Source organism: Chelatococcus asaccharovorans, assembly GCF_003201475.1.
Classification (GTDB): Bacteria; Pseudomonadota; Alphaproteobacteria; order Rhizobiales; family Beijerinckiaceae; genus Chelatococcus; species Chelatococcus asaccharovorans.
In genome coordinates, this window is sequence record NZ_QJJK01000001.1 from 432,587 (window position 1) to 455,255 (window position 22,669).

The following is a 22,669-nucleotide window of genomic DNA, read 5'->3' on the forward strand; positions in this document are numbered from 1 at the left end:
TCACGAGAACACCACCCTGCGCGCGTTGCGGCGGCGCTGGATAGAGCCGATCACGGCGCCGCGCAACCGCGCCATCCAGCGATCGAGCCGTGTCGGGTTGTAGATGACGTCAGCGCGATAGAAGGACGGGCAGAGCACGGCGGCCTCCGCGACCTCTCCGCAATTGCCGCAGCCGACGCAGTTGTTGTCGATCGCGGCGACGGGGTCGTCGCGCAGCGGGTCGTCGAGATGCTTGACGGAGAGCGAGGGACAGCCGGAGAGGCGGATGCAGGCATGGTCGCCTGTGCAGATATCCTCGTCCACGCCGAAGCGCTGCTTGACCGAGCGCTTGCCTTCCTTGACCGCCTTGTTGAACTGCGGCTTCACACGGCGCTGCTTGTTCAACATACATTCGGATGAGGCGATGATGATCTTCGGCCCCTCCTCCTTCGACGTCAGCGCAGCCTTCAGCGTGTCGCGCATCTTCGCCACGTCATAGGTGCGATCGATCTCGCGCACCCATTTGGCGCCGATGCCGCGCACGGCCCTGGCAATCGGATTGTTGGTCGAGCGACGGTCGCTGTCGGCGCGCGAAGACATGATGTCCTGCCCACCGGTCGCCGACGAATAGTAATTGTCGACGACCATGATGACCTGGTTCTGCTTGTTGAAGACGGCGTTGCCGACGCCGGACGACAGGCCGTTATGCCAGAAGCCGCCATCGCCCATGATCGAGATCGGCTTTTTCCCGGCCTCGACATTGAAGGCCGAGGCCGAAGCGGGCCCCAGGCCATAGCCCATCGTCGTGCCACCGAGATTGAAAGGCGGCAGGATCGAGAAGAGATGGCAGCCGATATCGGCCGAGATCTGATGCGCGCCCAGTTCCTTCTCGACGAGCTTCATCGCCGCGAAGATCGGCCGCTCGGGACAGCCGATGCAGAAACCGGCCGGGCGCGGCGGCACGATCTCGACCAGTTTCTGGACGGGGGCGGCCGCAACGATCGCATCCGCGCTCGGCAGCGGCGGGCGGTTGCCGAGCAGATGCGGAGCGTTCTGCTCAAGAAAGGCGCCGATGCCCTTGCTCAGCACGGCTGCGGTATAGTCGCCTCCGAGTGGCAGCACATCCTTGCCTGCGAGCGTGGCGGCGATGCCGCGGCGGCGCAGCACCGTGCCGATCGCCTGTTCGATATATTCCGGGTGCCCTTCCTCCACGACCAGCACGGCGCGCTTGTCGCGGCAAAAATCGGCGACCTCGTCGTCCGCCAGCGGATAGGTGACATTGAGGACGTAGAGCGGGATCTTGCTGTCGCCATAGGCGTCGGCCAGGCCGAGATATTGCAGCCCGCGCATCACGGAATTGTACATTCCGCCCTGCATGACAATGCCGATTTCGCCGGCATCGGGGCCGAAGAACTCGTTGAGCCTGCGGCGCTTGATGAAGTCGACCGCCGCCGGCCAGCGCTGTTCCAGCTTCTGCCGATCCTGCAGCATCGAGGCCGGCGGCAGCACGATGCGGTTGAGATCGCGCTGTGGATTCTCCAGCGCCTCGCGGATGGTGAAGGCGGGCTTGCGGTTGTCCTTGGCGACGAACTGGCCGTGGACATGGCAGGCGCGGATGCGGACCTGCAGCATGACCGGCGTGTTGGTGGCTTCGGAGAGCTCGAAACCGTCCTCGACCGATTTGACGATGGATTCGAGGTTGGGACGGGGGTCGAGCAGCCAGAGCTGCGATTTCATCGCGAAGGCGTGGCTGCGTTCCTGCGGGATTGAGGAGCCCTCGCCGTAATCCTCTCCGAGGATGATCAGCGCACCGCCGGTCACGCCGCCCGAGGCCAGATTGGTCAAGGCGTCGCTGGCGACATTGGTGCCGGCCGTCGACTTCCAGGTCACGGCGCCGCGCAGCGGATACATCACCGAGGCCGAGAGCGAAGCGGCGGCGGCCGCTTCCGAGGCCGACGATTCGAAATGGACACCGAGCTCGTCGAGCACGTCCTTGGCGTCGGCCAGCACGTCCATCAGATGGGAGATGGGCGAGCCTTGATAACCGCCGACATAGGACACACCGGATTGCAGAAGCGCCTTGGTGATGGCGAGGATGCCCTCGCCCCGAAAGATCTCGCCCTCGCCGAGGCGCAGATCCTCGACCTCGCGCGCAAATGAGCGTTCCGCCATCAATCCCTCCACGCCAAGCCGACGGCGGAACCGCTCGATACACGCCCCTTCCCCTCGGGGCGCACAAGCCGAACCGCGCGGTCTTCAGGCTCTCTCGCTAATTACTTTATGTCTTAACTAATTCACGTCAAGCCTGCCGCAGGGCCAGACCCCGCTTTGACCATGCTCGCCTCCACGGCAATATATTGAGATTCCTCATGATATCCTCTTTTCAGGTATTTTCGTAAGAATTTCATTTCATCGAAAACTTGACAGCGATTGTTCAGGCACGGATTGTTCTACCGCGCGGTCACGCGAAGCGCGGGGTCGCAAATATCCTGCGATTGGACGGGGCCATGCCACGCAGATGCAGATGGCGTGCCGCGCATGGCAACGCTTCAAACGATCAGTATTAACAACAGGGGAAATCTCGATGCGTCACCGGATCTGCGCCGCCGCAACGGCCATCTCGCTCGTACTCGCTGCAACGTCCGCACGCGCGGAGATCGTGGTCGGCTTCGTCACCGGCCTGAGCGGGCCGATTTCGTCGATCGGTATCCCCAACGCCAAGGGCATCGCGGCGGGCGCTGCCTATAAGAGCGAGGTCGGCGGCGAGACGATCCGGATCATCCAGCTCGACGACGCCTCCGACCCGACGGCCGCGGTGCGCAATGCCCGCAAGCTCGTCGAGCAGGAGAAGGTCGATTTCCTGATCGGCACCTCAGGCGCTCCCCAGACAGTGGCTATGGCGACGGTCGCAACCGAGCTCAAGGTGCCGATGGTCGCGATCTCGCCGATCGCGGAGCCGGCGAAAGGCGATGGCGGCCCTTGGGTCGTGCAGATCCCGCACCCACAGATGCTGCTGGCGCAAGGCGTCGTCGCGGATATGAAGAAGCGCAACGTCAAGACGGTCGGCTTCATCGGCTTCAGCGACGCGCTTGGTGACCTGATGTACAATTCGCTGACCGCGGCGGCGCAGGAAGCGGGCATCAAGGTCATCAACAACGAGCGCTATGCCCGCACCGACACCTCGGTGATGCCGCAGGTGCTGAAGACGATCGCAGCCCGCCCCGACGCGATCATGGTCGGCGGCACCGCCACGCCGGGCGCCCTCCCCGTGCTGGCGCTGAGCGAGCGCGGCTACAAGGGCCCGATCTACGGCAACAACGGTATGATCAGCACTGATTTCCTGCGCGTCGCCGGCAAGGCTGCCGATGGCCTGATCTGCCCGACCGGGCCGGTTGCCGTCGCCGAGCAACTACCTGACACCAATCCGATCAAGGCGGTCGCGCTGGCCTATCGAGCGGCCTATGAGAAGGCGAACGGCAGCAAGCCGACGGACGGTTTCTCGGCCTATGCCTTCGACGGCTGGATCGTCTTCACCGATGCCGCCAGGCGGGCGTTGGAGAGCGGCGCCAAGCCCGGCACGCCCGCCTTCAAGGAGGCGCTGCGCCAGGCGCTGATGTCGAGCAAGGAGGTCGTCGGCACCCACGCCGTCTATAACTTCACGCCGCAAAGCAGCTTCGGTGTCGACGAGCGCTCCCGCGTTCTGGTGAAGAGCGAACAGGGCGGCTGGAAGCTCCTGCCCTGACCCTGGAATGGCGCTCCGGCCTACTTGGCCGGCGCGCGCTCCATATAGCTTTCGACGATAGTCGAGGTCTTGCGATAATGCGCCGCAAGGAGCGCCGCGGCCTCGTCGCCACGGCGCTCCAGCGTCGCTTCCATGATCTGGCGGTGTTCGAGCGCCACGTCGCGGCTGGCGGCGGGATTTTGGCCTGCCAGCGTCGGCAGGCGGTAGCGTTGCGTTTCGACATAGAGCTGGTCGGCAATATCGATCAGGCGGCGCGACCGGCAGCGGACGATAAGGGCGCGGTGGAAATCCTGGTGCCGCGTCTCGAGCGCGATCAGCTCGTCATCGCCAATTCCGCTTGAGGCCGCCTTGCGGCGAACCTGCAGATCGAGCGCATGGAAGGCGGCAACGATGCCGGCCTCCCAATCGTCATCGCCATGGGCGATCGAACGACGGAGCGCCTCGCACTCGATCAGGATACGCGTCTCGGTCGCGTCCCACATCTCCTCGATCGAAACCGGCGCGACCGAAAAGCCGCGCAGCGGCGCGGTCACGACCAGACGCTCCGTCTGGAGCCGGTTCAGGGCCTCGCGCAAAGGTGAGAAGCTCAGGCCGTAGCGCTGCTTGAGCAGCTCCAGCCGCAAGGGTTGGCTCGGCGCGAAGACGCCGGCGACAATATCCTGGCGCAGGCGCCGATAGGCGGCCTCTGCCAAGGTCGCGACCCCGCCCTGAGCATCCAGGATCTCGTCATTCGCCGGCTGTGGCCCGCTTCGCCCCACACGCACCCGGTGTCTCCTCATTCGTCTCTCCCCTCAGGCTCTACACCAGCGTGACGTCTAACGCAAAAATATCTTTCTTTCGAAAATATGGCGTGTCATATAAACCCTATCGTGATCTGAACGGAGGCTCGCATGTCCAATTCCCGAGAGAACCACCGCGAGGACGTCGCCGGTCGCGCGAACGTCGAAGACACATCAGAGCTGCTGGCCTATTACGATCAGCTCGAACGCCTCGAGGCCGGCGCGCTCTGGACCGTCGCCAACAAGATCGAGCCCTGGCAGCCGAAATCGAAATCCGAGCCGGTGCTGTGGCGCTATCGCGATCTGCGCGAACATGTGCTGCGCTCGATCGAACTCGTCACGCCGGAAAAGGCGGGGCGCCGCGTGATCTATCTCAACAATCCGGGCAGGCGCGACGTCTCGGCGGCCGTGGGCTGGCTCTATTCCGGCCTTCAGGTGATGAATCCGGGCGAAGTCGCGTCGGCTCACGCGCATGCAGCCTCGGCGTTGCGCTTCATCATGGAAGGCTCAGGCGCCTACACCATCGTCGACGGTCACAAGATGACGCTAGGCGCCAACGACTTCGTACTGACGCCGAACGGTACCTGGCACGAGCACGGCGTCGCCGCCGACGGCTCGCCCTGCCTCTGGCAGGACGGGCTCGACATCCCGCTCGTCAACACCCTCGAAGCCAATTTCTACGCTGTGCATGAGGACCTGCAGCAGGCCGTCGGCTACCCCGTCGACGACGCCACGGGGACCTGGGGCAACCCGGGCCTGCGCCCTTACGGCACGCAATGGGACAAGCCGTATTCGCCGCTCTTCAAATACGAATGGGCGCCGACCTACGAGGCGCTGCAGCGTTACGCCAAGGTCACGGATGGCTCTGCCTTCGACGGCATCCTGATGAACTACATCAATCCGGTGACCGGCGGGCCGGTGATGCAGACGATCGGCGCGTCGATGCAGCTGTTGCGCCCCGGCGAGCGCACCAGGGCGCATCGCCACACCGGCAGCTTCATCTACCAGGCGGCGAAGGGCAAAGGCTATTCGGTCATCAACGGCAAGCGCTTCGACTGGCAGGAGCGGGACATCTTCTGCGTACCCTCCTGGGCCTGGCACGAGCACGCCAACGCCTCTGACAGCGAGGACGCCGTCCTGTTCTGCTTCAACGACATGCCGGTGATGAACGCACTTGGCCTCTATCGCGAGGAGGCCTTCGGCGAAAACGGCGGGCAGCAGCCCCTGGTGGCCTGAGGACCTTCAATCATGCGTTTCGTGACCTATCGCAGCGTCGTCGACGCTGCGGCCCGCCTCGGCGTGATCGAGGACGATCTCGTCGTCGATGTCGAGCAACTCGGTGCCAAGGCCGGACTGGGCTTTCCTTCCACCATGCTCGCATTCATCGATCTCGGGCCAGCCGCCCTGGCGGCCCTGCGCCAGGCGCTCGACGATCAACGCGGGCGCTGGCCGGTGGGCGCGGCGTTGCCGCTCGGCAATGTCCGGCTGCTGGCGCCGATCCCGCGCCCACGCAAGAACATCTTCGGCATCGGCCTGAACTATGTCGAGCATGTCGCGGAATCGGCCCGCACACTCGACACCTCCAAGGAACTGCCCAAGCAGCCGGTGATCTTCTCGAAGCCGCCGACCAGCGTCATCGGGCCGGGCGATGCAATCGAGCACAACCGGGCGATCACCCAGCAGCTCGACTGGGAGGTCGAGCTCGCAGTCATTATGGGCCGGACCGCCCGGCGCGTCTCCGAGGCCGACGCCCTCGCCCACGTCTTCGGCTACAGCGTGCTGATCGATGTCAGCGCCCGCGACAACCGGCGCGCCGGGCAATGGATCTATTCGAAGGGACAGGACACCTACGCCCCCTTCGGACCCTGCATCGTGACCGCCGACGAGGTCGGCGATCCGCATGCGCTCGATCTCTGGCTCACTGTCAACGGCGAGACCAAGCAGCGCTCCAATACGCGCCACATGCTGTTCAAGATTCCGATGCTGATCGCCGACATCAGCGCCGCGATCACACTGGAAGCCGGGGACATCATCGCGTCGGGCACACCAGACGGCGTCGGAGCCGGCAGGACGCCTCAGGAATGGCTCTGGCCCGGCGACATCGTGGAAGCCGGCGTCGACGGCATCGGCACGATCCGCCACCCGGTCGTGGCGGTGTGACGGGTCGAGACGGACGGGTTTTCATCAAACAGAACAACGGGGGACCGACAGATGACAAGGATATCCTCATCGTGGCAGGCCGTCGCCGCGGCCTTCCTCGCAGCGATCCTGGCCGTAATCCTGGCCGCGCCGGCCAGCGCCCAGAGCGGCCCGGCGACGCCGACCACGATCGGCTTCATCACGACGCTATCCACGCCCGCCGGCTATATCGGCGAAGATATCCGCGACGGCTTCCAGCTTGCCCTGAAGGACGGCACGCTCGGCGGCGTGCCGGTCAAGCTCCAGATCGAGGATGACAGCCTGAAGCCGGCCAATGCCAAACAGGCCGCCGACCGCATGATCCAGTCGGGCATCAAGCTGTTCACCGGGGTCAATTTCTCGAACGTGCTTGCCGCGGTCGTGCCGGGCGTGCTCGAAGCGGGCGGCGTCTATGTCAGCCTCAATCCCGGGCCGTCGGTCTTCGCCGGCGAGAAGTGCAACCGCAACTACTTCGTCGCGTCCTATCAGAACGACGCCTTCCACGAGGCGGCAGGCCTGTCCGCCAACCTGCTGGGCTACAAGCGCGTCGTCCTGCTCGCGCCGGCCTATCAGGCCGGACGTGACGCGCTTGAAGGGTTCAAGCGGACTTTCAAAGGCGAGATCATCGGCGAAATCTACACGAAGCTCGACCAGACCGACTTCTCGGTCGAACTTGCGCGCGTGCGTTCGCTCCAACCCGACGCGATCTACCAGTTCCATCCCGGCGGTGCCGGAATCAACTTCGCCAAGCAATATGCCAATTCCGGCCTGTCGAAATCCGTCCCGATGCTGATTCCGAGCTTCTCGATGGATGCGCGCATGATCGGCGCCACCGGCGAGGCTGCGGACGGCATCTACGCCTCCGCGATCTGGACCACGGAAAGCGACAATCCTGCGTCCAAGGCCTTCGTCGAAGCCTTCCGCAAAGCCTATTCGCGCACCCCGACGATGTATGCCCAGCAGGCCTACGATACGGCCAACCTCATCGGCAGCGCGCTCAAGGCGGTCAACGGTGACATCAGCAAACAGGCGGAGTTCCGCGACGCCCTGCGAAAGGCGCATTTCACGGCGGTACGCGGCAAGTTCTCACTCGGTCCGAACCAGCACCCGATCCAGGACTATTACTTGACGAAATTCGTCAAGAACGCGTCCGGCGAGATCGTGCAGACCGTCGTCAGGAAAGTCGCCGAGGACTACGGCGACGCCTATGCCGCGCGCTGCAAGATCGACTGACGTCGCGCGCCGCCGGCGGTCGAACGGTGGCGCTCTCAATCCATAAAAGGGCGGTCCGGGGATGATCCTCTTGATCGAGCAGGTCCTGAACGGCCTGCAATACGGCGCCATGCTGTTCATGCTGGCGTCCGGACTGACGCTGATCTTCGGTATCATGGGCGTCATCAACCTGACCCACGGCTCCCTCTACATGGTCGGCGCCTATTGCGCCGCCAGTGCGGTGCTGCAGAGCGGTTCCTTTCTGGTCGGCATCGCCGCCGCCCTTGCCGGCGCCGGCCTCTATGCCGTCGTGATCGAGCTCGCCGTCGTGCAATGGCTCTATCGCCGCGATCATCTCTATCAGGTGCTGGCGACGCTCGGGCTGATCCTCTTCACCAACGAAGCGGTGAGCCTGATCTTTGGCCGTCGCCCGCCCCTGATGGACATCCCGCCTTTCCTGCAGGGTTCGGTGACGGTCCTGCCCGGGCTCGACTATCCGCTGATGCGCCTGGCCTTCATCGGCGTCGGCGGCCTCGTCGCCGTCGGCCTCTGGCTCCTCGTCAACCACACGCGGCTCGGCATGCTTGTGCGGGCGGGCGCCGACGATCGCGAGATGGTATCTGCGCTCGGCGTCGATATCCGCCGGCTCTACACGCTCGTCTTCGGTCTCGGCGGATTGCTCTGCGGACTGGCCGGCGTCATGGCGGCGCCGCTGCTCGCGGTCGAGATCGGCATGGGCGAGCGGGTGCTGATCACCACCTTCGTCGTCATCGTCATCGGCGGCGTCGGCTCGATCCGCGGGGCCCTCGTCGGAGCTCTGCTGGTCGGCATGGTCGATGGCCTCGGCCGCGCCTACCTGCCCCAGGGCCTGCAGATGCTGCTGCCGCCCTCGGTCGCCGATACGCTCAGCGCGGGTCTTGTCTCTGCAAGCATCTACGTCCTGATGGCGATCGTTCTGCTCGTGAGGCCCCTCGGCCTCCTGCCCGCGCGGAGCTGACTGATGCGCCGCACCCTGCGCACGATGACAATCTTGCTCGGCCTCGCACTTTTCGTAGCCGTTCCGCCCGCTGTCGATGCGGGCGGCAGCCCGGCGCTGCTCGGCCTTGCGAACCGCATCCTGATCTATGCGATCGCCGCGGTCAGCCTCGACCTGATTATCGGCTACGGCGCGATGGTCAGCTTCGGCCATGCCATGTTCTTCGGCCTAGGCGGCTACACGGTCGGCATCGTTGCCTACCACACCTTCGGCGGCGAGCCCCTGCTGGGCTGGTCGGGCACGAACGCGGCGCTGATCGTCTGGCCGCTCGCGCTCCTCGTCTGCGCGCTCATCGCCTTGGTGGTCGGCGCGCTGACGCTGCGCACGAGCGGCGTCCAGTTCATCATGATCACGCTCGCCTTCGCGCAGATGGTCTTCTTCGTCCTGGTCTCGCTGCAGATTTATGGCGGCGACGACGGATTGATGCTGGAACGGCGCAACCAGCTGCCTCTGATCGATCTCGCCGGGCCGCAGACCTTCTATTATCTCTGCCTGGCGCTGCTGGTCGCGTGGACGGCGATCTGCGCCCTGATCGTCAACTCGCGCTTCGGTCTCGTCCTCCAGGCGCTGCGCCAGAGCGAGCGGCGCGCCATCAATCTCGGCATCCGCCCCTTCCCGTTTCGGCTCGCGGCCTTCGTGATCTCGGCGGTTGGCACCGGCCTCGCCGGCGTGCTCTGGGCGAATTACGCGCGCTTCGTCACCCCGGACATGGCCGCCTGGAGCAAATCGGGCGAGTTCATGGCGATCGTCGTGCTGGGCGGGCTCGGCACCCTGCTCGGCCCGATCGCGGGCACGGCGGTGTTCATTGCGCTCGAGCAGCTCCTGTCGGCCTGGACTGAGCACTGGATGATCGTAATGGGACCGGTCCTCACGCTGGTTGCGCTCTTCGGCCGGCGAGGCATCGCCGGTCGCTTGTTCGGAGGGCGCCGTGACTGACGCCCTCCTGCAGAACGCCGCGACGCCAGTGCTCGCGATCGAAGGCCTCCGCAAGAGCTTCGGCGCTCTGGTCGCGACAGACAATGTCTCGCTGGAGGTCGGACCTGGCGAGCTGCACGCACTGATCGGACCGAACGGCGCCGGCAAGTCGACCCTGATCACGCAGATCTGCGGCGAGATCAGACCCAATGCCGGCCGCATCCTGTTCGAGGGTCGCGACGTCACCGCACTGCGGGCGCCGGCGCGCGCACGGCTCGGTCTCGGCCGGACCTTCCAGATCACGCAACTCTGCCCAGACTTCACCGCGATCGAGAACGTGCTGCTCTCGATCGAGGCGCGGCATGGCGGCTCCTTCGACATGCTGTCCAATCCGCGCCGGAATGCCGCCCATCTCGAACTGGCGCGGAACTGGCTCGACCAGGTCGGCCTTGCCGCGCAGGGCGACCGCACGGTCGCGCAGCTGGCGCATGGCGAGCGTCGGCAGCTCGAGATCGCGGTGGCGCTGGCGCGCCAGCCCAAGCTGCTGCTGCTCGACGAGCCGATGGCGGGAATGGGAGCGGAGGAATCGATGAGCCTCACCAGACTGCTCCAGAGCCTGAAGCGCCGCTACGCCATCCTCCTCGTCGAGCACGACATGGATGCCGTCTTCGCACTGGCCGACCGCATCAGCGTCCTCGTCTACGGGCGGGTCGTGTTCACAGGCACGGTCGAGGAGGTGCGCGAGCACCCGGAGGTCCGCGCCGCCTATCTCGGGGAGGATCGGCCATGCTGACGATCGAGGCATTGGAAGCCGGCTATGGACAGAGCCGGGTCCTGTTCGGCCTGTCGATGCTCGCGCGGGCCGGCGAGGTCGTCTCGCTCATCGGCCGTAACGGCATGGGCAAGACGACGACGGTGCGCGCCATCATGGGCATGACCCGTCCGACCGGCGGTATTGTCAGCTTCGGCGGCCGCTCGCTCGCCGGTCTCGCGCCGCATGCGATCGCGCGGTTAGGCCTTGGGCTCGTGCCGGAGGGACGGCGGATCTTCCCATCGCTCACGGTCGAGGAGAACCTCGTCGCCACCGCGCGCGCCGACGCGCAAAACAGCGGTGCGTGGACGCTCGAGCGGGTCGTGGCGCTCTTCCCGCGCCTCGGCGAGCGTCGCCGACAATCGGCCCGGACGCTGTCGGGCGGCGAGCAGCAGATGCTGGCGATCGGGCGGGCGCTGATGACGAACCCGCGCCTGCTCATCCTCGACGAAGCAACCGAAGGACTGGCGCCGCTGATCCGCGCCGAAATCTGGCGCTGCCTGCACCAGCTCAAGGAGGCGGGCCAGACCATCGTCGTCATCGACAAGAACCTCGGCGAGATGGCTGCACTGGTCGACCGCCATCACATCGTCGAGAAAGGCCGCGTAGTCTGGTCGGGAACGCCCGACGAGCTCGACCGCGAGGCCGATCTGGCCAAGCGTTATCTCGGTATCTGACGGAGGCCGACGATGACGCAGGCAGCAATCCTCTATCGCGGCATGGACCGGGCAACCCTGGCCCGCGAATACGATGCGCGCGGCAGCGTGCCGTCCTTCGATGCGGAATACGCACGCTACGTCGCCGGCAGCGAGGTCGCGCAGCGCGAACACCGGCGCATCGCCGACATCGTCTATGATGCAGCGAGCGGCGAAACGCTCGACCTCTATCCGGCAGAACCCGGCGCACCGCTCTTCCTGTGGATCCATGGCGGCTACTGGCGAGCGAGCTCGAAGGACGACAATGCTTTCGTCGTGCCCGGGCTCAAGGCCCAGGGCATGGCCGTCGCGGTCATGAACTACACATTGGCGCCGCAGGCCTCGCTGGACGAGATCGTCCGCCAGACCCGCGCCGCCCTCGCCTTCCTGCACCGCGAGCGGTCGCGCTACGATTTCGGCGCCATCACGATCGGCGGCTCGTCGGCCGGCGGGCACCTAACCGCGATGCTGCTCGCCGGCGGCTGGCATGCCGCTTACGGCATGCCAGGGGATGTGATCGAGGTCGCGCTCGACCTTTCCGGCCTGCACGAGCTCGAGCCGCTTCGTCATATCGAGGTCAATAGCTGGCTCTCGCTCGACGATGCGATGATCGACCGCAACAGCCCCATACGCCATATCCCCAGCCGCTCGTCGACGACGCTGATCACCGCTGTCGGCGGGCGCGAGACCAGCGAGTTTCGCCGCCAGACCTCAGCCTACGCCGCCGCCTGGGCCGATGCCGGACATCGCGCCGAGACGGTCGCCATGCCGCATCACAACCATTTCGACATCGCTGCGAGCCTCGGATCTTCCGACAGCGTCCTCGCGAGAGCGGTCGCGGCTGCGGTAAAACGACAAGCGGCCTGATGAGCCGAGCGGCATCGGCCGTCGGCCAGGCCTGGAAAAGCTGGACTTCGCGGGCAAATTGGGGAATCTCGCCGCGATGACCGATGTCCCGCCAACGGAACCGCCTTTCCACCGCGCCAAATGGCCGTTCTACTGGATCGCGCGCGTCACAGGCCGCTATTTCCAGACGATGGAGACGGCGCTGGAGCCGATCGGCATCGATGTTCCGAGCTATCGCGTGCTGATGACGCTGTACGAGGACCACCATGTCAGCGTCTCGGCGATTGCGGATGCCTGCGTCATAAAGCTCAGCACTGCCACGCGCATCGTCCAGCGCATGACGGCAGACGGGTTGGTCGTGACGCGGCCGAGCCCCCGCGACCGTCGCGTCACGGAAGTCAGCCTGACGGCCAAGGGGGAGACGCTGCGCCACCAGGTCAAGGCGATCGCCGAGAGCGTTCTGGCGCAGGCTTTCGAAGGCGTCTCAGATGCCGAACGAGAGGCGTTGAACAGCCTCCTCGCCGGTGTGTTCGGGCGCCTGAAAGGCTGATTGCGCGGACCTCCCCGCTTCTTGCGGACGCCCCCGGACGACGCAAGGTACGATGTCGCGCTTTCACGAAACGCCGCAAGCACTCGCCGTTCCGCCACGTTGTCCAGGCTTTCGCCGCAGGAATCGGCCGCTTGTGCCGATACCGGCCGTCTCCTCGAAATAGCACTTGCCAAGCCCGCGATGACCCGTCACATTACGTGAAAATTCACGTAAATAAGAACGACGGGGATTTCAATGCACTGCCACAGTTCTGCATTGGCCTGAGCCTGGACGGCGGAGCTGCCAAGCCGGCGATAGCCGCGCATTCGTGCAGACCCATCACAACGGCATGTCCCGCGCCACGTGGCGGAGAGCCCTATTGGCGACGAGCAGCGTCGGCCGACACATGGAGGGAGCGTCATGAACAAGATCATCGACCCAGAGCTACCCCGGGAAGCCACTCTCACGAACCTCCTCGCCGAGATCCGCGCCCGGCGCGACGAGTTCGAGAAGCTGACCTACGTGCCCCTCGACATGGTCGGCAAGCTCAAGACCATCGGAGCCTATCGTGCCTTCGTGCCGAAGGAACTGGGGGGCGACGCAAGCAGCCCGGCCGAATTCTGCCGGCTCATCGAACGGCTTTCGGAAGCGGACGCCTCGACCGGGTGGGTTGCGAGCTTCGGCGTCTCCGCCGTCTATCTCGCCGCACTGCCCCCTGCGACCTTCAAGGCGATCTACGGGGAGGATCCCGATACCGTCTTCGCCGGAGCGCTTTTCCCGCCGCAGACCGCGCGCGAGGTCGAGGGCGGCTTCGAAGTCCAGGGACGCTGGCCCTATTGTTCGGGGTGCATGGGCGCGAGCCTGATCGGAGCCGGCATCCGCGTCGAAGGCGGCTCCTCCTCGGGCCTGCCGCGCATGGCGGTGATGCCGCGCGAGAAGGTCCAGATCAAGCACAGCTGGGACGCGCTCGGGCTGTCCGCCACCGGCAGCCACGACGTGGTGGCCGATTGCGTGATCGTCCCGGAGGAATGGACCTTCATCCGGGGCGCGCCCCCCCACCGCGACGAGCCGGTCTTCCGCTATCCCTCCATGGCGCTGGCCGCCCAGGTGCTGGCCGTCGTCGGGCTCGGAACAGCCCGTGAGGCGTTGAACTGGGTGCATCGCGAGGCGCGCGACAAGCCGGCGATCACGGGCGCCCCGCCGATCGGCGCCCGCCCGTATATCCAGGCTGAGCTGGGCCGCGCCGAGGCCAGGCTGCGATCAGCCCGCAGCTTCTTCTACGACACGATCGAAGAGGCATGGGAGGTCATCCTCGCCGGCCGCGACCTCGAGCGCGATCTCCATGTCCGTCTGCGCCTGGTCGCAACCGAGGCGGCCGCGGCCGGATCCGAGGTCACCCGCATGGCCTTCGTCATGGCGGGATCCGAGGCGATCCGCAGGGGCCATCTGATCTCGCGCTGCATGCTCGATGCCGCCGCCGTGGCGCAGCATGCCTTCCTTGGCCAAGGCACCTGGACGTCCGCCGGCGCGGCCTTGCTCGGCCAGCCCAATTTCCCCGGCTATCCCTAAGGAGATCGGCAATGATTCAAGCCAAGCCCATCCGTGTGCTCTTCTGCATCGCCGTACAGCAGAATTTCTTCGACCTGCCCTTCTCGCAGATCGGTCCGGTCTGGAAAGCATTCGGCACGATGATGAAGGGGATTTCGGACCTCCCCGGCGTCACCATCCTTGGTATGCTCGACGACGACGAGACCATGGTCGGCACCTCTCCGACAGGCTTCCCCTGGACGGCCTATATCATGGCCGACGTGCCGGACCGCGAGACTGTACGGCAAGCCTGCAACCTCTTCCGCACCACGCCGGTGGGCGACACCGACGAACGGCTCTGGAAGTATTGCCGGGTCGAGGCCCGCATGGGCCGGGCCCTCGAAGTGCCGACCAACCTCTGAAGACGGCGCGCATCGCCCGTAAGGAGCCAGCATGACCGCAAGCGACACGCCTCACACCGCTATCGTCACCGGCGCGGCCTCGGGCTTCGGCGCCGTCGCCGCCCGCGCGCTGCACCGGGCCTTCCATCGCGTCGTCGTCACCGATGTCGATGGCGAAGCGGCAGGGCGTCTGGCCAAGGAGCTGGATCCTTCCGAGGCGACGGCAACCGCAGCCACCCTCGATATCCGCCGGCCCGAGGATTTCGAACGCGTGCGCGACGAGGCGGTCGGCCGCTGGGGCTCGGTCGAAATTCTCGTCAACAATGCGGCCGTGACCGTGGCGCGGCCGCTGCTGGAGATCGAGCCGGCCGAATTCAACGCCGTTATGGCAACCAACGCCGGCGGGGTCTTCGCCGGCAGCCAGATTCTCGGCAGGCACTTCAAGGAGCGCGGCTATGGCCGCATCGTCAACCTCGCCTCACTCGCCGGGCAGAACGGCGGCACGGCGACAGGCGCCCATTACGCCGCATCGAAAGGTGCGATCCTGACCTTGACCAAGGTTTTCGCGCGCGATCTGGCGCCATTCGGCATCACCGTGAACGCGATCGCGCCAGGCCCGATGGACTCTCCGCTCGTCCATGCGCTTGTGCCGGCGGAGAAAATGCCCGGCCTGCTCGCCAACATCCCGGTGGGGCAGCTGATCGACCCGGGCTTCGTCGCCGAGATGATCGTGCTGCTCGCCTCGCCGGCCGCCGCCTCGGTGACGGGAGCCTGCTGGGACGTCAATGGCGGCCTCTTCATGCGATGAGGCACGACGCACCAGACGAATTCGAGGGAGAGAGCCGATGGATGTCACCGCCGCAAGCTTCCGCGAAGGCATGAGCTGCCTCGGCGCCGCAGTCAGCCTCATCACCTCCGGCGGCCCCGAAGGGCGCCATGGGATGACCGCCTCGGCCGTCTGCTCGATCACCGACAGTCCGCCGACGCTGCTGGTCTGCGTGAACCAGAAGAACCGTTCTCACGACGTCTTCAACGGCAACGGCAATCTCTGCGTCAACGTCCTCGCCGGACGGCACGTGGCATTGGCCGACGCCTTCGCCGGGCGCGGCGACACGGGCCGCTTCGAGGCCGGCAGCTGGACAACCCTCCAGACCGGCGCTCCCGTGCTGGCGGACGCGGTCGTCGCCTTCGACTGCCGCATCATGGAGCGTCGCGCGATCGGCAGTCATTCGGTCTTCTATGCCAGGGTAGTCGCCCTGCTCAAATCAGCACAGGCGGCCGAGACCCTGATCTGGTTCGAACGCCGCTATCACCCGCTGAAGGCGACGCTGCCGGAGCAGAGCGGCCCGGCCTGAACCGCTGCGGCAATCCTCGTGCTCCTTCAGGCTCCCGTCGCGATCAATCGCCCCAGCCTGCAGCTTTGGATATGGCGGCGGCGCGTGAGCGCAGCGCCTCGGCGATCGGACCGGTGAGATCGTCGTCCATGGTGCCGATCGGTCCCATCAGGGTGATCGCCGCGATCATCAACCCGGTCTGATCGAGGATCGGGGCCGAGAGCGACGTGAAATTCGCCAGGAGTGCGTCACGGCAGCGGCTGATGCCTGCGGCGCGGATCGAGGCCAGCATCGTCTCGAGCTCGCCACGATCGCGCGGCGTGTCGTCAGACCCTCCGTGCTCGTGCCGCGTCCGCTCCTCCTTGAGCGCCGCCACAACGAGCTCCTCGCTGAACGCGGGCGGCAGATGCGCGACGAAATTGCGCCCGAGCGCCGAGCGAAGCAGCGGCAGCACGCTGCCGACGCGAAGCTCCAGAATGGGGCGATTCCCGCCGGCCTCGACACGGTAGATGATCGTCGGCCCGCGATTGCCCCAGACCCCGAGGAAGACGGTCTGACCGATCTCCTCGGCGAGATCGGTCATGGCCGGCCTCGCCGCCGTGAACACATCGAACTGCTCCATCGCAGCCAGACCGAGCTTCAGCGCATAGGGGCCGAGTGCATAGCAGCCGGTGTCCTCCTCCTGCCGCACGATTCCCACCGCCTGGAAGCTGACCAGATAGTAGTGGACGTTGGCAGCCGACATGCCGGTGCCCGCGGCGATGGCCTTGAGCGGCAACGGCCGCGGCGCCATGCGCAGATGATCGAGGATGCGGAAGCCGATCTCGATCGACTGGATGCCGCGCCGAGCCGGGCGTCCGGCCTTGTCATCTGCACCCGCGAAGAATTGCTCCGCGGCCGGCCTGGGCCGCTCGGCCTGCGCGGATGAGGCGGATCGCGATCGGGCCAGACGCCCCTTCGAATCGGCAGCGCCCGGCAAATTTCCCTTTTTCGTCAATTGAATAACCCTGTTCGCGGCGTGCCTGAATTGTGGGCAAGGCGGGATGAAATTTCAAGCTTGCGTTGTTTGATAATATCAATCAGATTTGACGATAGAGAAAGTGCAGCGACTGCCGGCGTCGACCTGAAGCACGACGACCGGGGACAGGGGGATATCATGGACACCGCGATGCGAGCCGGAGCGGCCCATCACGATCTCACACGATCGGAGGAGAAGCAGGTCGTCCTCGCTTCGACGCTCGGGACGATCTTCGCGTGGTATGATTTCTTCATCTACGACTCGCTCGCCGTCTTCATGAGTTCGGTCCTGTTCCCGCCGCGGTTCTCATCGCTGCTGGACGCCGGCAATCGCTCTGGTATCCCATCGTCATCACTGCGGTGGTATGCGTGATTGGATCGCTGCTGCCGAACCGTCCCGAGCTTGAGCCTGGCAACTGATCCCCCCCAGCCACGCGGCGGCTCCGATCCGGGCTGCCGCGCACTTGCAATCATCAGCAGAAGCGAGTTGATCCGATGCAGCAGCAACCCCTGCCACGCTACAAGGCCGCCGTCGCGCAGGCAGCCTCCATTCCGGACGATGCGCAGGCTTCAGCGGCGAAGGCCGCCGGGCTGATCCGGCAGGCGGCGCAGGCCGACGCGCGCCTTATCGTGTTTCCGGAGGCCTTTCTCGGCGGCTATCCGAAGGGGTATTCCTTCGGGGCGCCGGTCGGCATGCGCAAGCCGGAGGGCCGGGAGGCGTTCCGCCGCTACTGGGAAGCGGCCATCGCGCTTGACGGACCCGAGGTTGCGCTGATCACTGAGGCGACGGCCGAGACCAGTCTCTTCGCCGTCATCGGCTGCATCGAGCGCGACGGTGGCACGCTCTATTGCACGGTCCTGTTCTTCGACGGCGCGCGGGGTCTGGTCGGCAAGCACCGCAAGCTGATGCCGACCGCGGGGGAGCGGCTGATCTGGGGCTTTGGCGACGGGTCGACCATGTCGGTCATCGAGACCTCGCTGGGGCGGATCGGCGCTGTGATCTGCTGGGAAAACTACATGCCGATGCTGCGCATGCACATGTTCGCGCAGAACATCGGCATCTATTGCGCGCCCACCGCCGACGATCGCGACACCTGGCTGCCCTCCATGCGCCATATCGCCCTGGAGGGCCGCTGCTTCGTGCTGAGCGCATGCCAGCACATTCGCCGCGGCGCCTATTCCGACGATTTCGAATGCGCACTCGGCGACGACCCGCAGGTCGTCCTGATGCGCGGCGGCAGCGCTATCGTCGATCCGCTCGGGACCGTCCTGGCCGGGCCCAACTTCGAAGGCGAAACGATCCTCTACGCCGAGATCGATCTCGCGCAGATCGCCCGCGGCAAATTCGATTTCGACGTGGCCGGGCACTATGCCAGGCCGGACGTGTTCCAGCTCACGGTCGATGACCGGCCGAAGCGCGCCGTCGCGACGCTCGCCGACAAAGACACCGCACAGCAGGGCTGATCTCGATGCTGTTCGACATGGAAGCTCTGCCGGCGCAGGATCGCTACAAGATCCTGACCGCCACCATCGTGCCGCGGCCGATCGCCTGGATCACAACCTTGTCACGCGCAGGCATCATCAACGCCGCCCCCTTCAGCTTCTTCAACATGATGGGCAACGACCCACCGACGGTCGCGATCGGCATCATGCCGCAGAACGGCAGGCTAAAGGACACCGCCGCCAACATCCTCGAAACTGGCGAGTTCGTGGTCAATCTCGTTGCGGAAGCGAATGCGGAGGCGATGAACGAGACCTGCATCGACGCCCCGCCCGAGGTCGACGAACTCGCCCTGGCGGGGCTGACGCCGCTGCCGTCGCACGCCGTCCAGCCGCCGCGCATCAGCGAGGCACCGGTCGCGCTCGAATGCAAAGTCCTGACCTCGCTGGTCACGGGACCGCTCCAAACCATCGTGATCGGCAGGGTGCTCAATGCCCATATCGACGACCGCTTCGTCATCGATGCCGAGCGCCGCTACATCGATACGCTGGGGCTGAAGCTCATTGCCCGTCTGCACGCGAGCGGGGGGTATCTGCGCTCGACGGACCACTTCCAGATGGAGCGGCCGAGCTGGGAGAGTAGGCGGGGAAAGCGCCATGCGGGAGCAATATAGCCGCTGGAAGCCTCAAGGACGAAGCACAAAGCTGGGAAGTGCACAGCTGATAGCCTCAGTCCCGATGCTGGCGATATATTCGACAGTTTCGGGGCTATGCTCGGCATAACCGAGAGCCTGGCGAAGCTATACACCTGGATATATGAGCATTGCGCAGCGGGATCGAGCGTGTCCGTCGTCTGATGGTTTGAGACCGTTTTGGTTCGTCAGGAACGTAGGCTCTGGGTCATCTTGGTTTGAGGCTATGCGGCCCGCAGCCGATGCTGCAAGCGTCCTTGCTGGATGGTCTGGCGTTTGATCCTTTCGCGTTCGATGGCGATGGCCTGTCCACGTCCGAAGGCAGGAAGTGTGGCCAGAACGAACTTCAAGTTGGATGGGAGGCGAGGGGCAACGTCACTCATTGCGACCGGGCATTCTGTCCGCCGGCGAGCTCGAGGATCTCGCTGGTGATCTCCTCCTGCCGCAGCCGGCGGGACTTTGCGGTGAGGTCGGCGAGCGTTCGCGTGACATTGCTCTTGGCGGTGACCATGGCCCGCAAGCGCGCCTCGTTTTCCGCCGCGAACGAGAGCGTGACCGCCTCGCACAGTTCCGCGAACACGTATTCTTCCGCAAGCCGCGCCAGGAGGACATCCGGCTGAAGCGTGATCAGAGATTGCGCGGCATGCCGCGCAGGCGGGAAGCGTGCGAAATCGAAGGGAAGAAGCACCGTCTCGCGGACGTCGACGCCCTGTGTGGAACCGGGGACGGCATGGACGACGGATATGCGCGACACGCCCTCCCGGTCGATCCGGCGATAGAGCTCCTCGACAATCTGGTTTGCCAGCGCGGTCGCTTGCCCGACATGGGCCATCATCGGCGCGGACCAGGCAACCGCCAGCCTGCGCGTTCCCGCCGCCATCAGCCCCCGGTCGCCGACAAGCAGCAACTGCACGGGCTCCGGCGCTGCCGCAACCAGTCTTTCGGCGGCATCGAGCACGCGCTCGTTGAAGAGGCCGGCGAACCCCTGTTCGGCGCAGATCGCCACGACGGCATGGCGGCCAGCGGGCGATGGGCCGGGAGCGGCCTGCGCGCCCGCCGGCTGATAGGCGAGCGCCTGGCCGATCGCCGTGGCGATGGTGCGGGCATAGGACTGGACGCCCGCAAGCTGGCCGCGGGCCTCGCGCGAGTGCGCCGCCGCGATCCCCTGCATGGCGGCCACCACTGCCGAGAGCTGGCGCACCGACTCGATGCGCACGGCGACGTCGCTCAGCCGTTCGCTCATCCACCGCCCCCGCGCAAGTCGTCGACGAGTGTACGCACCGCCGCCACGAGACGCTCCCGGCCTGCATCATCAAGGGCGCCGCTTCCGCCGAGCTCCTTCATCAGGTCCGGAACGACAGCATCGAGATGGCCCGGCAGACGCCTGCGCAGCTCCGGCATGGTCTCGAGCGGCAGGTCGTCGAGAGCCCCAGTCGCCAACGCGGCAAGAAGCGCAATTTCATCCACCGGGCGCAGGGGCGTGAATCGCGGCTGGGACAGCAGCGCGCGGATGCGCTCGCCGCGCATCATCTGCGTTTTCACCCGCGTATCGGTAATGCCGCCGAAACGGGTGAACATCTCCAGTTCAAGGAATTGCGAGTAGTCGAGGCGAATGCGTCCGGACACCTGGCGCAGCGCCGGATGCTGGGCCTTGCCACCGACGCGGCTGACGCTGAGGCCGACATCCACCGCCGGGCGGTGGTTGGCCGCGAAGAGCTGCGTGTTGAGCACGATCTGCCCGTCGGTGATGGAAATCAGGTTGGTCGGGATATAGGCGGCGAGATTGCCCGCATCGGTCTCGGCGATCGGCAGCGCCGTCAGCGAGCCGCCGCCAAGTTCCGCCGAGAGCTTGGCCGCTCGTTCGAGCAGGCGGGCATGCAGATAGAAGATGTCGCCCGGATAGGCCTCCCGCCCCACCGGCTCGCGGGTCAGAAGCGCGAGCTCGCGATGGGTCGCCGCATGCTTGGTCAGGTCGTCGATGACGATGAGCGCGTGCCGGCCGCGATCGCGGAAATACTCCGCCATCGTCATTCCGGCAAAGGGCGCGATCCACTGCAGCCCGGGCGCGGATGAGGCGGAGGCGACGACGAAGATGCATCGCTCCGGCGCGCCATGCGCGCGCACCGCCTCGATCACCCGCTCCACCGCCGTCGCGCGCTGGCCGACGGCAACGTAGACGCAGACGATGTCGGAATGCTTCTGGCTGATGATCGTGTCGAGCGCGACGGCCGTCTTGCCGGTCGCCCGGTCACCGATGATGAGCTCGCGTTGGCCGCGGCCGAGGGTGAAGAGGGCGTCCACCACCAGGAGGCCGGTATTCACCTGCTCCGCGACGAGATCGCGCTCGATGATCGCCGGCGCCGGCCGCTCCACCGGATGGAAGGCCTCCGCCACAACCGGCTTGCCGCCGTCGAGCGGCCGGCCGAGCGGGTCGACGACACGTCCGAGCAGGCCCGGCCCGACCGGGACCTCCAGGACCTTTCCCATGCGCTCGACCCGTGATCCGGCTTCGATCGTGCGTGCCTCATCCAGAATGACGGCGCTGATGGAATGGGCATCGAGCGTCAGGGCAAAGCCGATCTGCCCCCCCTCGAAGCGCAGCAGTTCGTTGAGCCGCGTCTCCGGCAGCCCCGAAAGTTCCGCGATGGCGTCGGCGATCCGCTCGACCCGCCCCAGCGACATGGCTTCCGGGATCAGCTCCGTATGCGCCAGCCGCTCGCGGCTGCGTTCCAGCCACGCCTCGGCGAGACTGTTCTCGGTGGGGGCTGAACCGGCGGTCATGGGGACTGTCGCCCGTCTTGGGTCAGGGCCGCAGTGATCCGGTCGAGATCGGCCCGGAAACTGTTGCGCACGGCCGCGTGCGGCATGTCGATCTCCAGCCCGGCCACCAGCGCGGGATCAACGATCGGCGTAATCTCCACCGCCCGGCCGAGCGCCTGGGACAGCCGCTCGCGGCAGGCCAGCGCCTCGTCGGCGCTCAAGGCGCGGGGAACCTTGAGGCGGATGGGCGTGCCATTTGCGCCCATGCCCGCCCGTACCGATTCCGGCAAATCTGCCGCGCCCTTGGCCAGCCCCTCGACGAAGCCTGTCACGCGGGCCTCCTCCGGCAGCCGGGACAACAGCCTCGCGGCGATGTCGAGGGCGAGCCGGCTCGCCTCATCGGAGGTGGCGGCAGCGGCTTCCCGGCGTTCCCGCGCGATGTCCGCCGCGGCGGCCGCCCGCAGGCGATCGGCTTCCGCGCGCGCGGCCGCAAGGATGGTGCGCTTCTCGGCCTCGGCCTGCTCGGCCGCCGCCTTCATCGCCTCGCCGCGGGATTGCGCAAGGTCTGCTGCCTGCTTTTCAACGCCTTGCCGCTCGGCCTCGGCCGCGGCGCGTGCTGCCCGCGCGTCGTCGAGCAGCTTCGCGGCCGCAGCGCGCCGCTCCTCGATCATCGCCGCCACCGGCCGGAACAGGAACCGGCTCAGAATGAAGACGAGCACGAGGACGTTGATCGTCTGCAGCCCGAGAGTCCACCAGTCTATCCGCATCGCCGCCCG

The 22,669-nt window shown here is 66.1% G+C and carries 23 protein-coding genes; 17 read left to right on the forward strand and 6 right to left on the reverse strand.

All coding sequences use genetic code 11. The features are described from left to right. Nucleotides 1-2,151, reverse strand: a complete 2,151-nt coding sequence (locus C7450_RS02125; protein ID WP_110372717.1) for a ferredoxin family protein — start codon at nucleotides 2,149-2,151, stop codon at nucleotides 1-3. 412 nt (nucleotides 2,152-2,563) lie between these two features. Between C7450_RS02125 and C7450_RS02130 the strand changes: the two genes are divergently transcribed. After that, the gene (locus C7450_RS02130) at nucleotides 2,564-3,721 is read left to right on the forward strand and encodes an ABC transporter substrate-binding protein (protein ID WP_245449430.1); all 1,158 of its coding nucleotides are present in this window, start codon (nucleotides 2,564-2,566) and stop codon (nucleotides 3,719-3,721) included. 20 nt (nucleotides 3,722-3,741) lie between these two features. Here C7450_RS02130 and C7450_RS02135 read toward each other — a convergent pair whose 3' ends face one another. Then, a complete protein-coding gene (locus C7450_RS02135; RefSeq protein ID WP_110372719.1) occupies nucleotides 3,742-4,500 on the reverse strand; it encodes a GntR family transcriptional regulator in 759 nt (252 codons plus the stop codon). 111 nt (nucleotides 4,501-4,611) lie between these two features. Between C7450_RS02135 and C7450_RS02140 the strand changes: the two genes are divergently transcribed. The 13 genes from C7450_RS02140 (at nucleotide 4,612) to C7450_RS02200 (ending at nucleotide 16,005) form a co-directional block, all read left to right on the forward strand. Further along, nucleotides 4,612-5,736 (forward strand): cupin domain-containing protein, encoded by a 1,125-nt coding sequence (locus C7450_RS02140; RefSeq protein WP_110372720.1) that lies wholly within the window; start codon nucleotides 4,612-4,614, stop codon nucleotides 5,734-5,736. A gap of 12 nt (nucleotides 5,737-5,748) precedes the next feature. Next, a complete protein-coding gene (locus C7450_RS02145) occupies nucleotides 5,749-6,660 on the forward strand; it encodes a fumarylacetoacetate hydrolase family protein (RefSeq protein ID WP_110372721.1) in 912 nt (303 codons plus the stop codon). Between the two features lie 51 nt (nucleotides 6,661-6,711). Continuing rightward, nucleotides 6,712-7,911, forward strand: coding sequence for an ABC transporter substrate-binding protein (locus C7450_RS02150; protein ID WP_110372722.1), 1,200 nt, complete (start codon nucleotides 6,712-6,714; stop codon nucleotides 7,909-7,911). A gap of 61 nt (nucleotides 7,912-7,972) precedes the next feature. Beyond that, nucleotides 7,973-8,887: a branched-chain amino acid ABC transporter permease gene (locus C7450_RS02155; RefSeq protein ID WP_210206342.1), complete on the forward strand. Its 915-nt coding sequence runs from the start codon at nucleotides 7,973-7,975 to the stop codon at nucleotides 8,885-8,887. Nucleotides 8,888-8,890: 3 nt separating this feature from the next. Further along, nucleotides 8,891-9,862 carry a branched-chain amino acid ABC transporter permease gene (locus tag C7450_RS02160; protein ID WP_245449431.1) on the forward strand — a complete coding sequence of 324 codons (972 nt, stop codon included), beginning with the start codon at nucleotides 8,891-8,893 and terminating at the stop codon, nucleotides 9,860-9,862. Continuing rightward, nucleotides 9,855-10,634 carry an ABC transporter ATP-binding protein gene (locus C7450_RS02165; RefSeq protein ID WP_245449432.1) on the forward strand — a complete coding sequence of 260 codons (780 nt, stop codon included), beginning with the start codon at nucleotides 9,855-9,857 and terminating at the stop codon, nucleotides 10,632-10,634. Before C7450_RS02160 ends, C7450_RS02165 begins: the two co-directional genes overlap by 8 nt. Beyond that, entirely contained in the window at nucleotides 10,628-11,329 is a 702-nt protein-coding gene (locus tag C7450_RS02170; protein WP_110372723.1) for an ABC transporter ATP-binding protein, read from the forward strand. The genes C7450_RS02165 and C7450_RS02170 overlap by 7 nt, the downstream gene beginning before the upstream one ends. 12 nt (nucleotides 11,330-11,341) lie before the next feature. Next, nucleotides 11,342-12,214, forward strand: a complete 873-nt coding sequence (locus C7450_RS02175; RefSeq protein WP_245449433.1) for an alpha/beta hydrolase — start codon at nucleotides 11,342-11,344, stop codon at nucleotides 12,212-12,214. Nucleotides 12,215-12,290: 76 nt separating this feature from the next. Next, on the forward strand, nucleotides 12,291-12,743 hold the full coding sequence (locus C7450_RS02180) for a MarR family winged helix-turn-helix transcriptional regulator (protein ID WP_110373218.1): 453 nt from the start codon (nucleotides 12,291-12,293) through the stop codon (nucleotides 12,741-12,743). Nucleotides 12,744-13,142: 399 nt separating this feature from the next. Then, nucleotides 13,143-14,291 (forward strand): acyl-CoA dehydrogenase family protein, encoded by a 1,149-nt coding sequence (locus C7450_RS02185; protein WP_110372724.1) that lies wholly within the window; start codon nucleotides 13,143-13,145, stop codon nucleotides 14,289-14,291. A gap of 11 nt (nucleotides 14,292-14,302) precedes the next feature. After that, a complete protein-coding gene (locus C7450_RS02190) occupies nucleotides 14,303-14,671 on the forward strand; it encodes a hypothetical protein (protein ID WP_110372725.1) in 369 nt (122 codons plus the stop codon). Nucleotides 14,672-14,702: 31 nt separating this feature from the next. Beyond that, nucleotides 14,703-15,458, forward strand: coding sequence for an SDR family NAD(P)-dependent oxidoreductase (locus C7450_RS02195; protein WP_110372726.1), 756 nt, complete (start codon nucleotides 14,703-14,705; stop codon nucleotides 15,456-15,458). Between the two features lie 37 nt (nucleotides 15,459-15,495). Continuing rightward, entirely contained in the window at nucleotides 15,496-16,005 is a 510-nt protein-coding gene (locus tag C7450_RS02200; protein ID WP_110372727.1) for a flavin reductase, read from the forward strand. A gap of 43 nt (nucleotides 16,006-16,048) precedes the next feature. On the opposite strand, the gene C7450_RS02205 is transcribed toward C7450_RS02200, so the two are convergent. Next, entirely contained in the window at nucleotides 16,049-16,981 is a 933-nt protein-coding gene (locus tag C7450_RS02205) for an IclR family transcriptional regulator (RefSeq protein WP_245449434.1), read from the reverse strand. 159 nt (nucleotides 16,982-17,140) lie between these two features. Here C7450_RS02205 and C7450_RS02210 point away from each other — a divergent pair, with 159 nt between their 5' ends. The 3 genes from C7450_RS02210 to C7450_RS02220 all read left to right on the forward strand — a co-directional run bounded on the left by C7450_RS02210 (nucleotide 17,141) and on the right by C7450_RS02220 (nucleotide 19,115). Beyond that, entirely contained in the window at nucleotides 17,141-17,374 is a 234-nt protein-coding gene (locus C7450_RS02210; protein WP_110372728.1) for a hypothetical protein, read from the forward strand. Nucleotides 17,375-17,496: 122 nt separating this feature from the next. Beyond that, a complete protein-coding gene (locus C7450_RS02215) occupies nucleotides 17,497-18,465 on the forward strand; it encodes a carbon-nitrogen hydrolase family protein (protein WP_110372729.1) in 969 nt (322 codons plus the stop codon). A gap of 5 nt (nucleotides 18,466-18,470) precedes the next feature. Next, complete coding sequence (locus C7450_RS02220) at nucleotides 18,471-19,115, forward strand: flavin reductase family protein (protein WP_110372730.1); 645 nt, start codon at nucleotides 18,471-18,473, stop codon at nucleotides 19,113-19,115. A 397-nt stretch (nucleotides 19,116-19,512) separates the two neighbouring features. Here C7450_RS02220 and C7450_RS02225 read toward each other — a convergent pair whose 3' ends face one another. Genes C7450_RS02225 through C7450_RS02235 form a run of 3 tightly spaced genes read right to left on the reverse strand, consistent with a single transcriptional unit; the run spans nucleotide 19,513 to nucleotide 22,660 of the window. Continuing rightward, the gene (locus C7450_RS02225) at nucleotides 19,513-20,376 is read right to left on the reverse strand and encodes a F0F1 ATP synthase subunit gamma (protein ID WP_110372731.1); all 864 of its coding nucleotides are present in this window, start codon (nucleotides 20,374-20,376) and stop codon (nucleotides 19,513-19,515) included. Next, the gene (locus C7450_RS02230; protein ID WP_110372732.1) at nucleotides 20,373-21,914 is read right to left on the reverse strand and encodes a F0F1 ATP synthase subunit alpha; all 1,542 of its coding nucleotides are present in this window, start codon (nucleotides 21,912-21,914) and stop codon (nucleotides 20,373-20,375) included. Before C7450_RS02230 ends, C7450_RS02225 begins: the two co-directional genes overlap by 4 nt. Next, nucleotides 21,911-22,660, reverse strand: a complete 750-nt coding sequence (locus C7450_RS02235; protein ID WP_110372733.1) for a F0F1 ATP synthase subunit B family protein — start codon at nucleotides 22,658-22,660, stop codon at nucleotides 21,911-21,913. The genes C7450_RS02230 and C7450_RS02235 overlap by 4 nt, the downstream gene beginning before the upstream one ends. Between the last annotated feature and the right edge of the window lie 9 nt (nucleotides 22,661-22,669).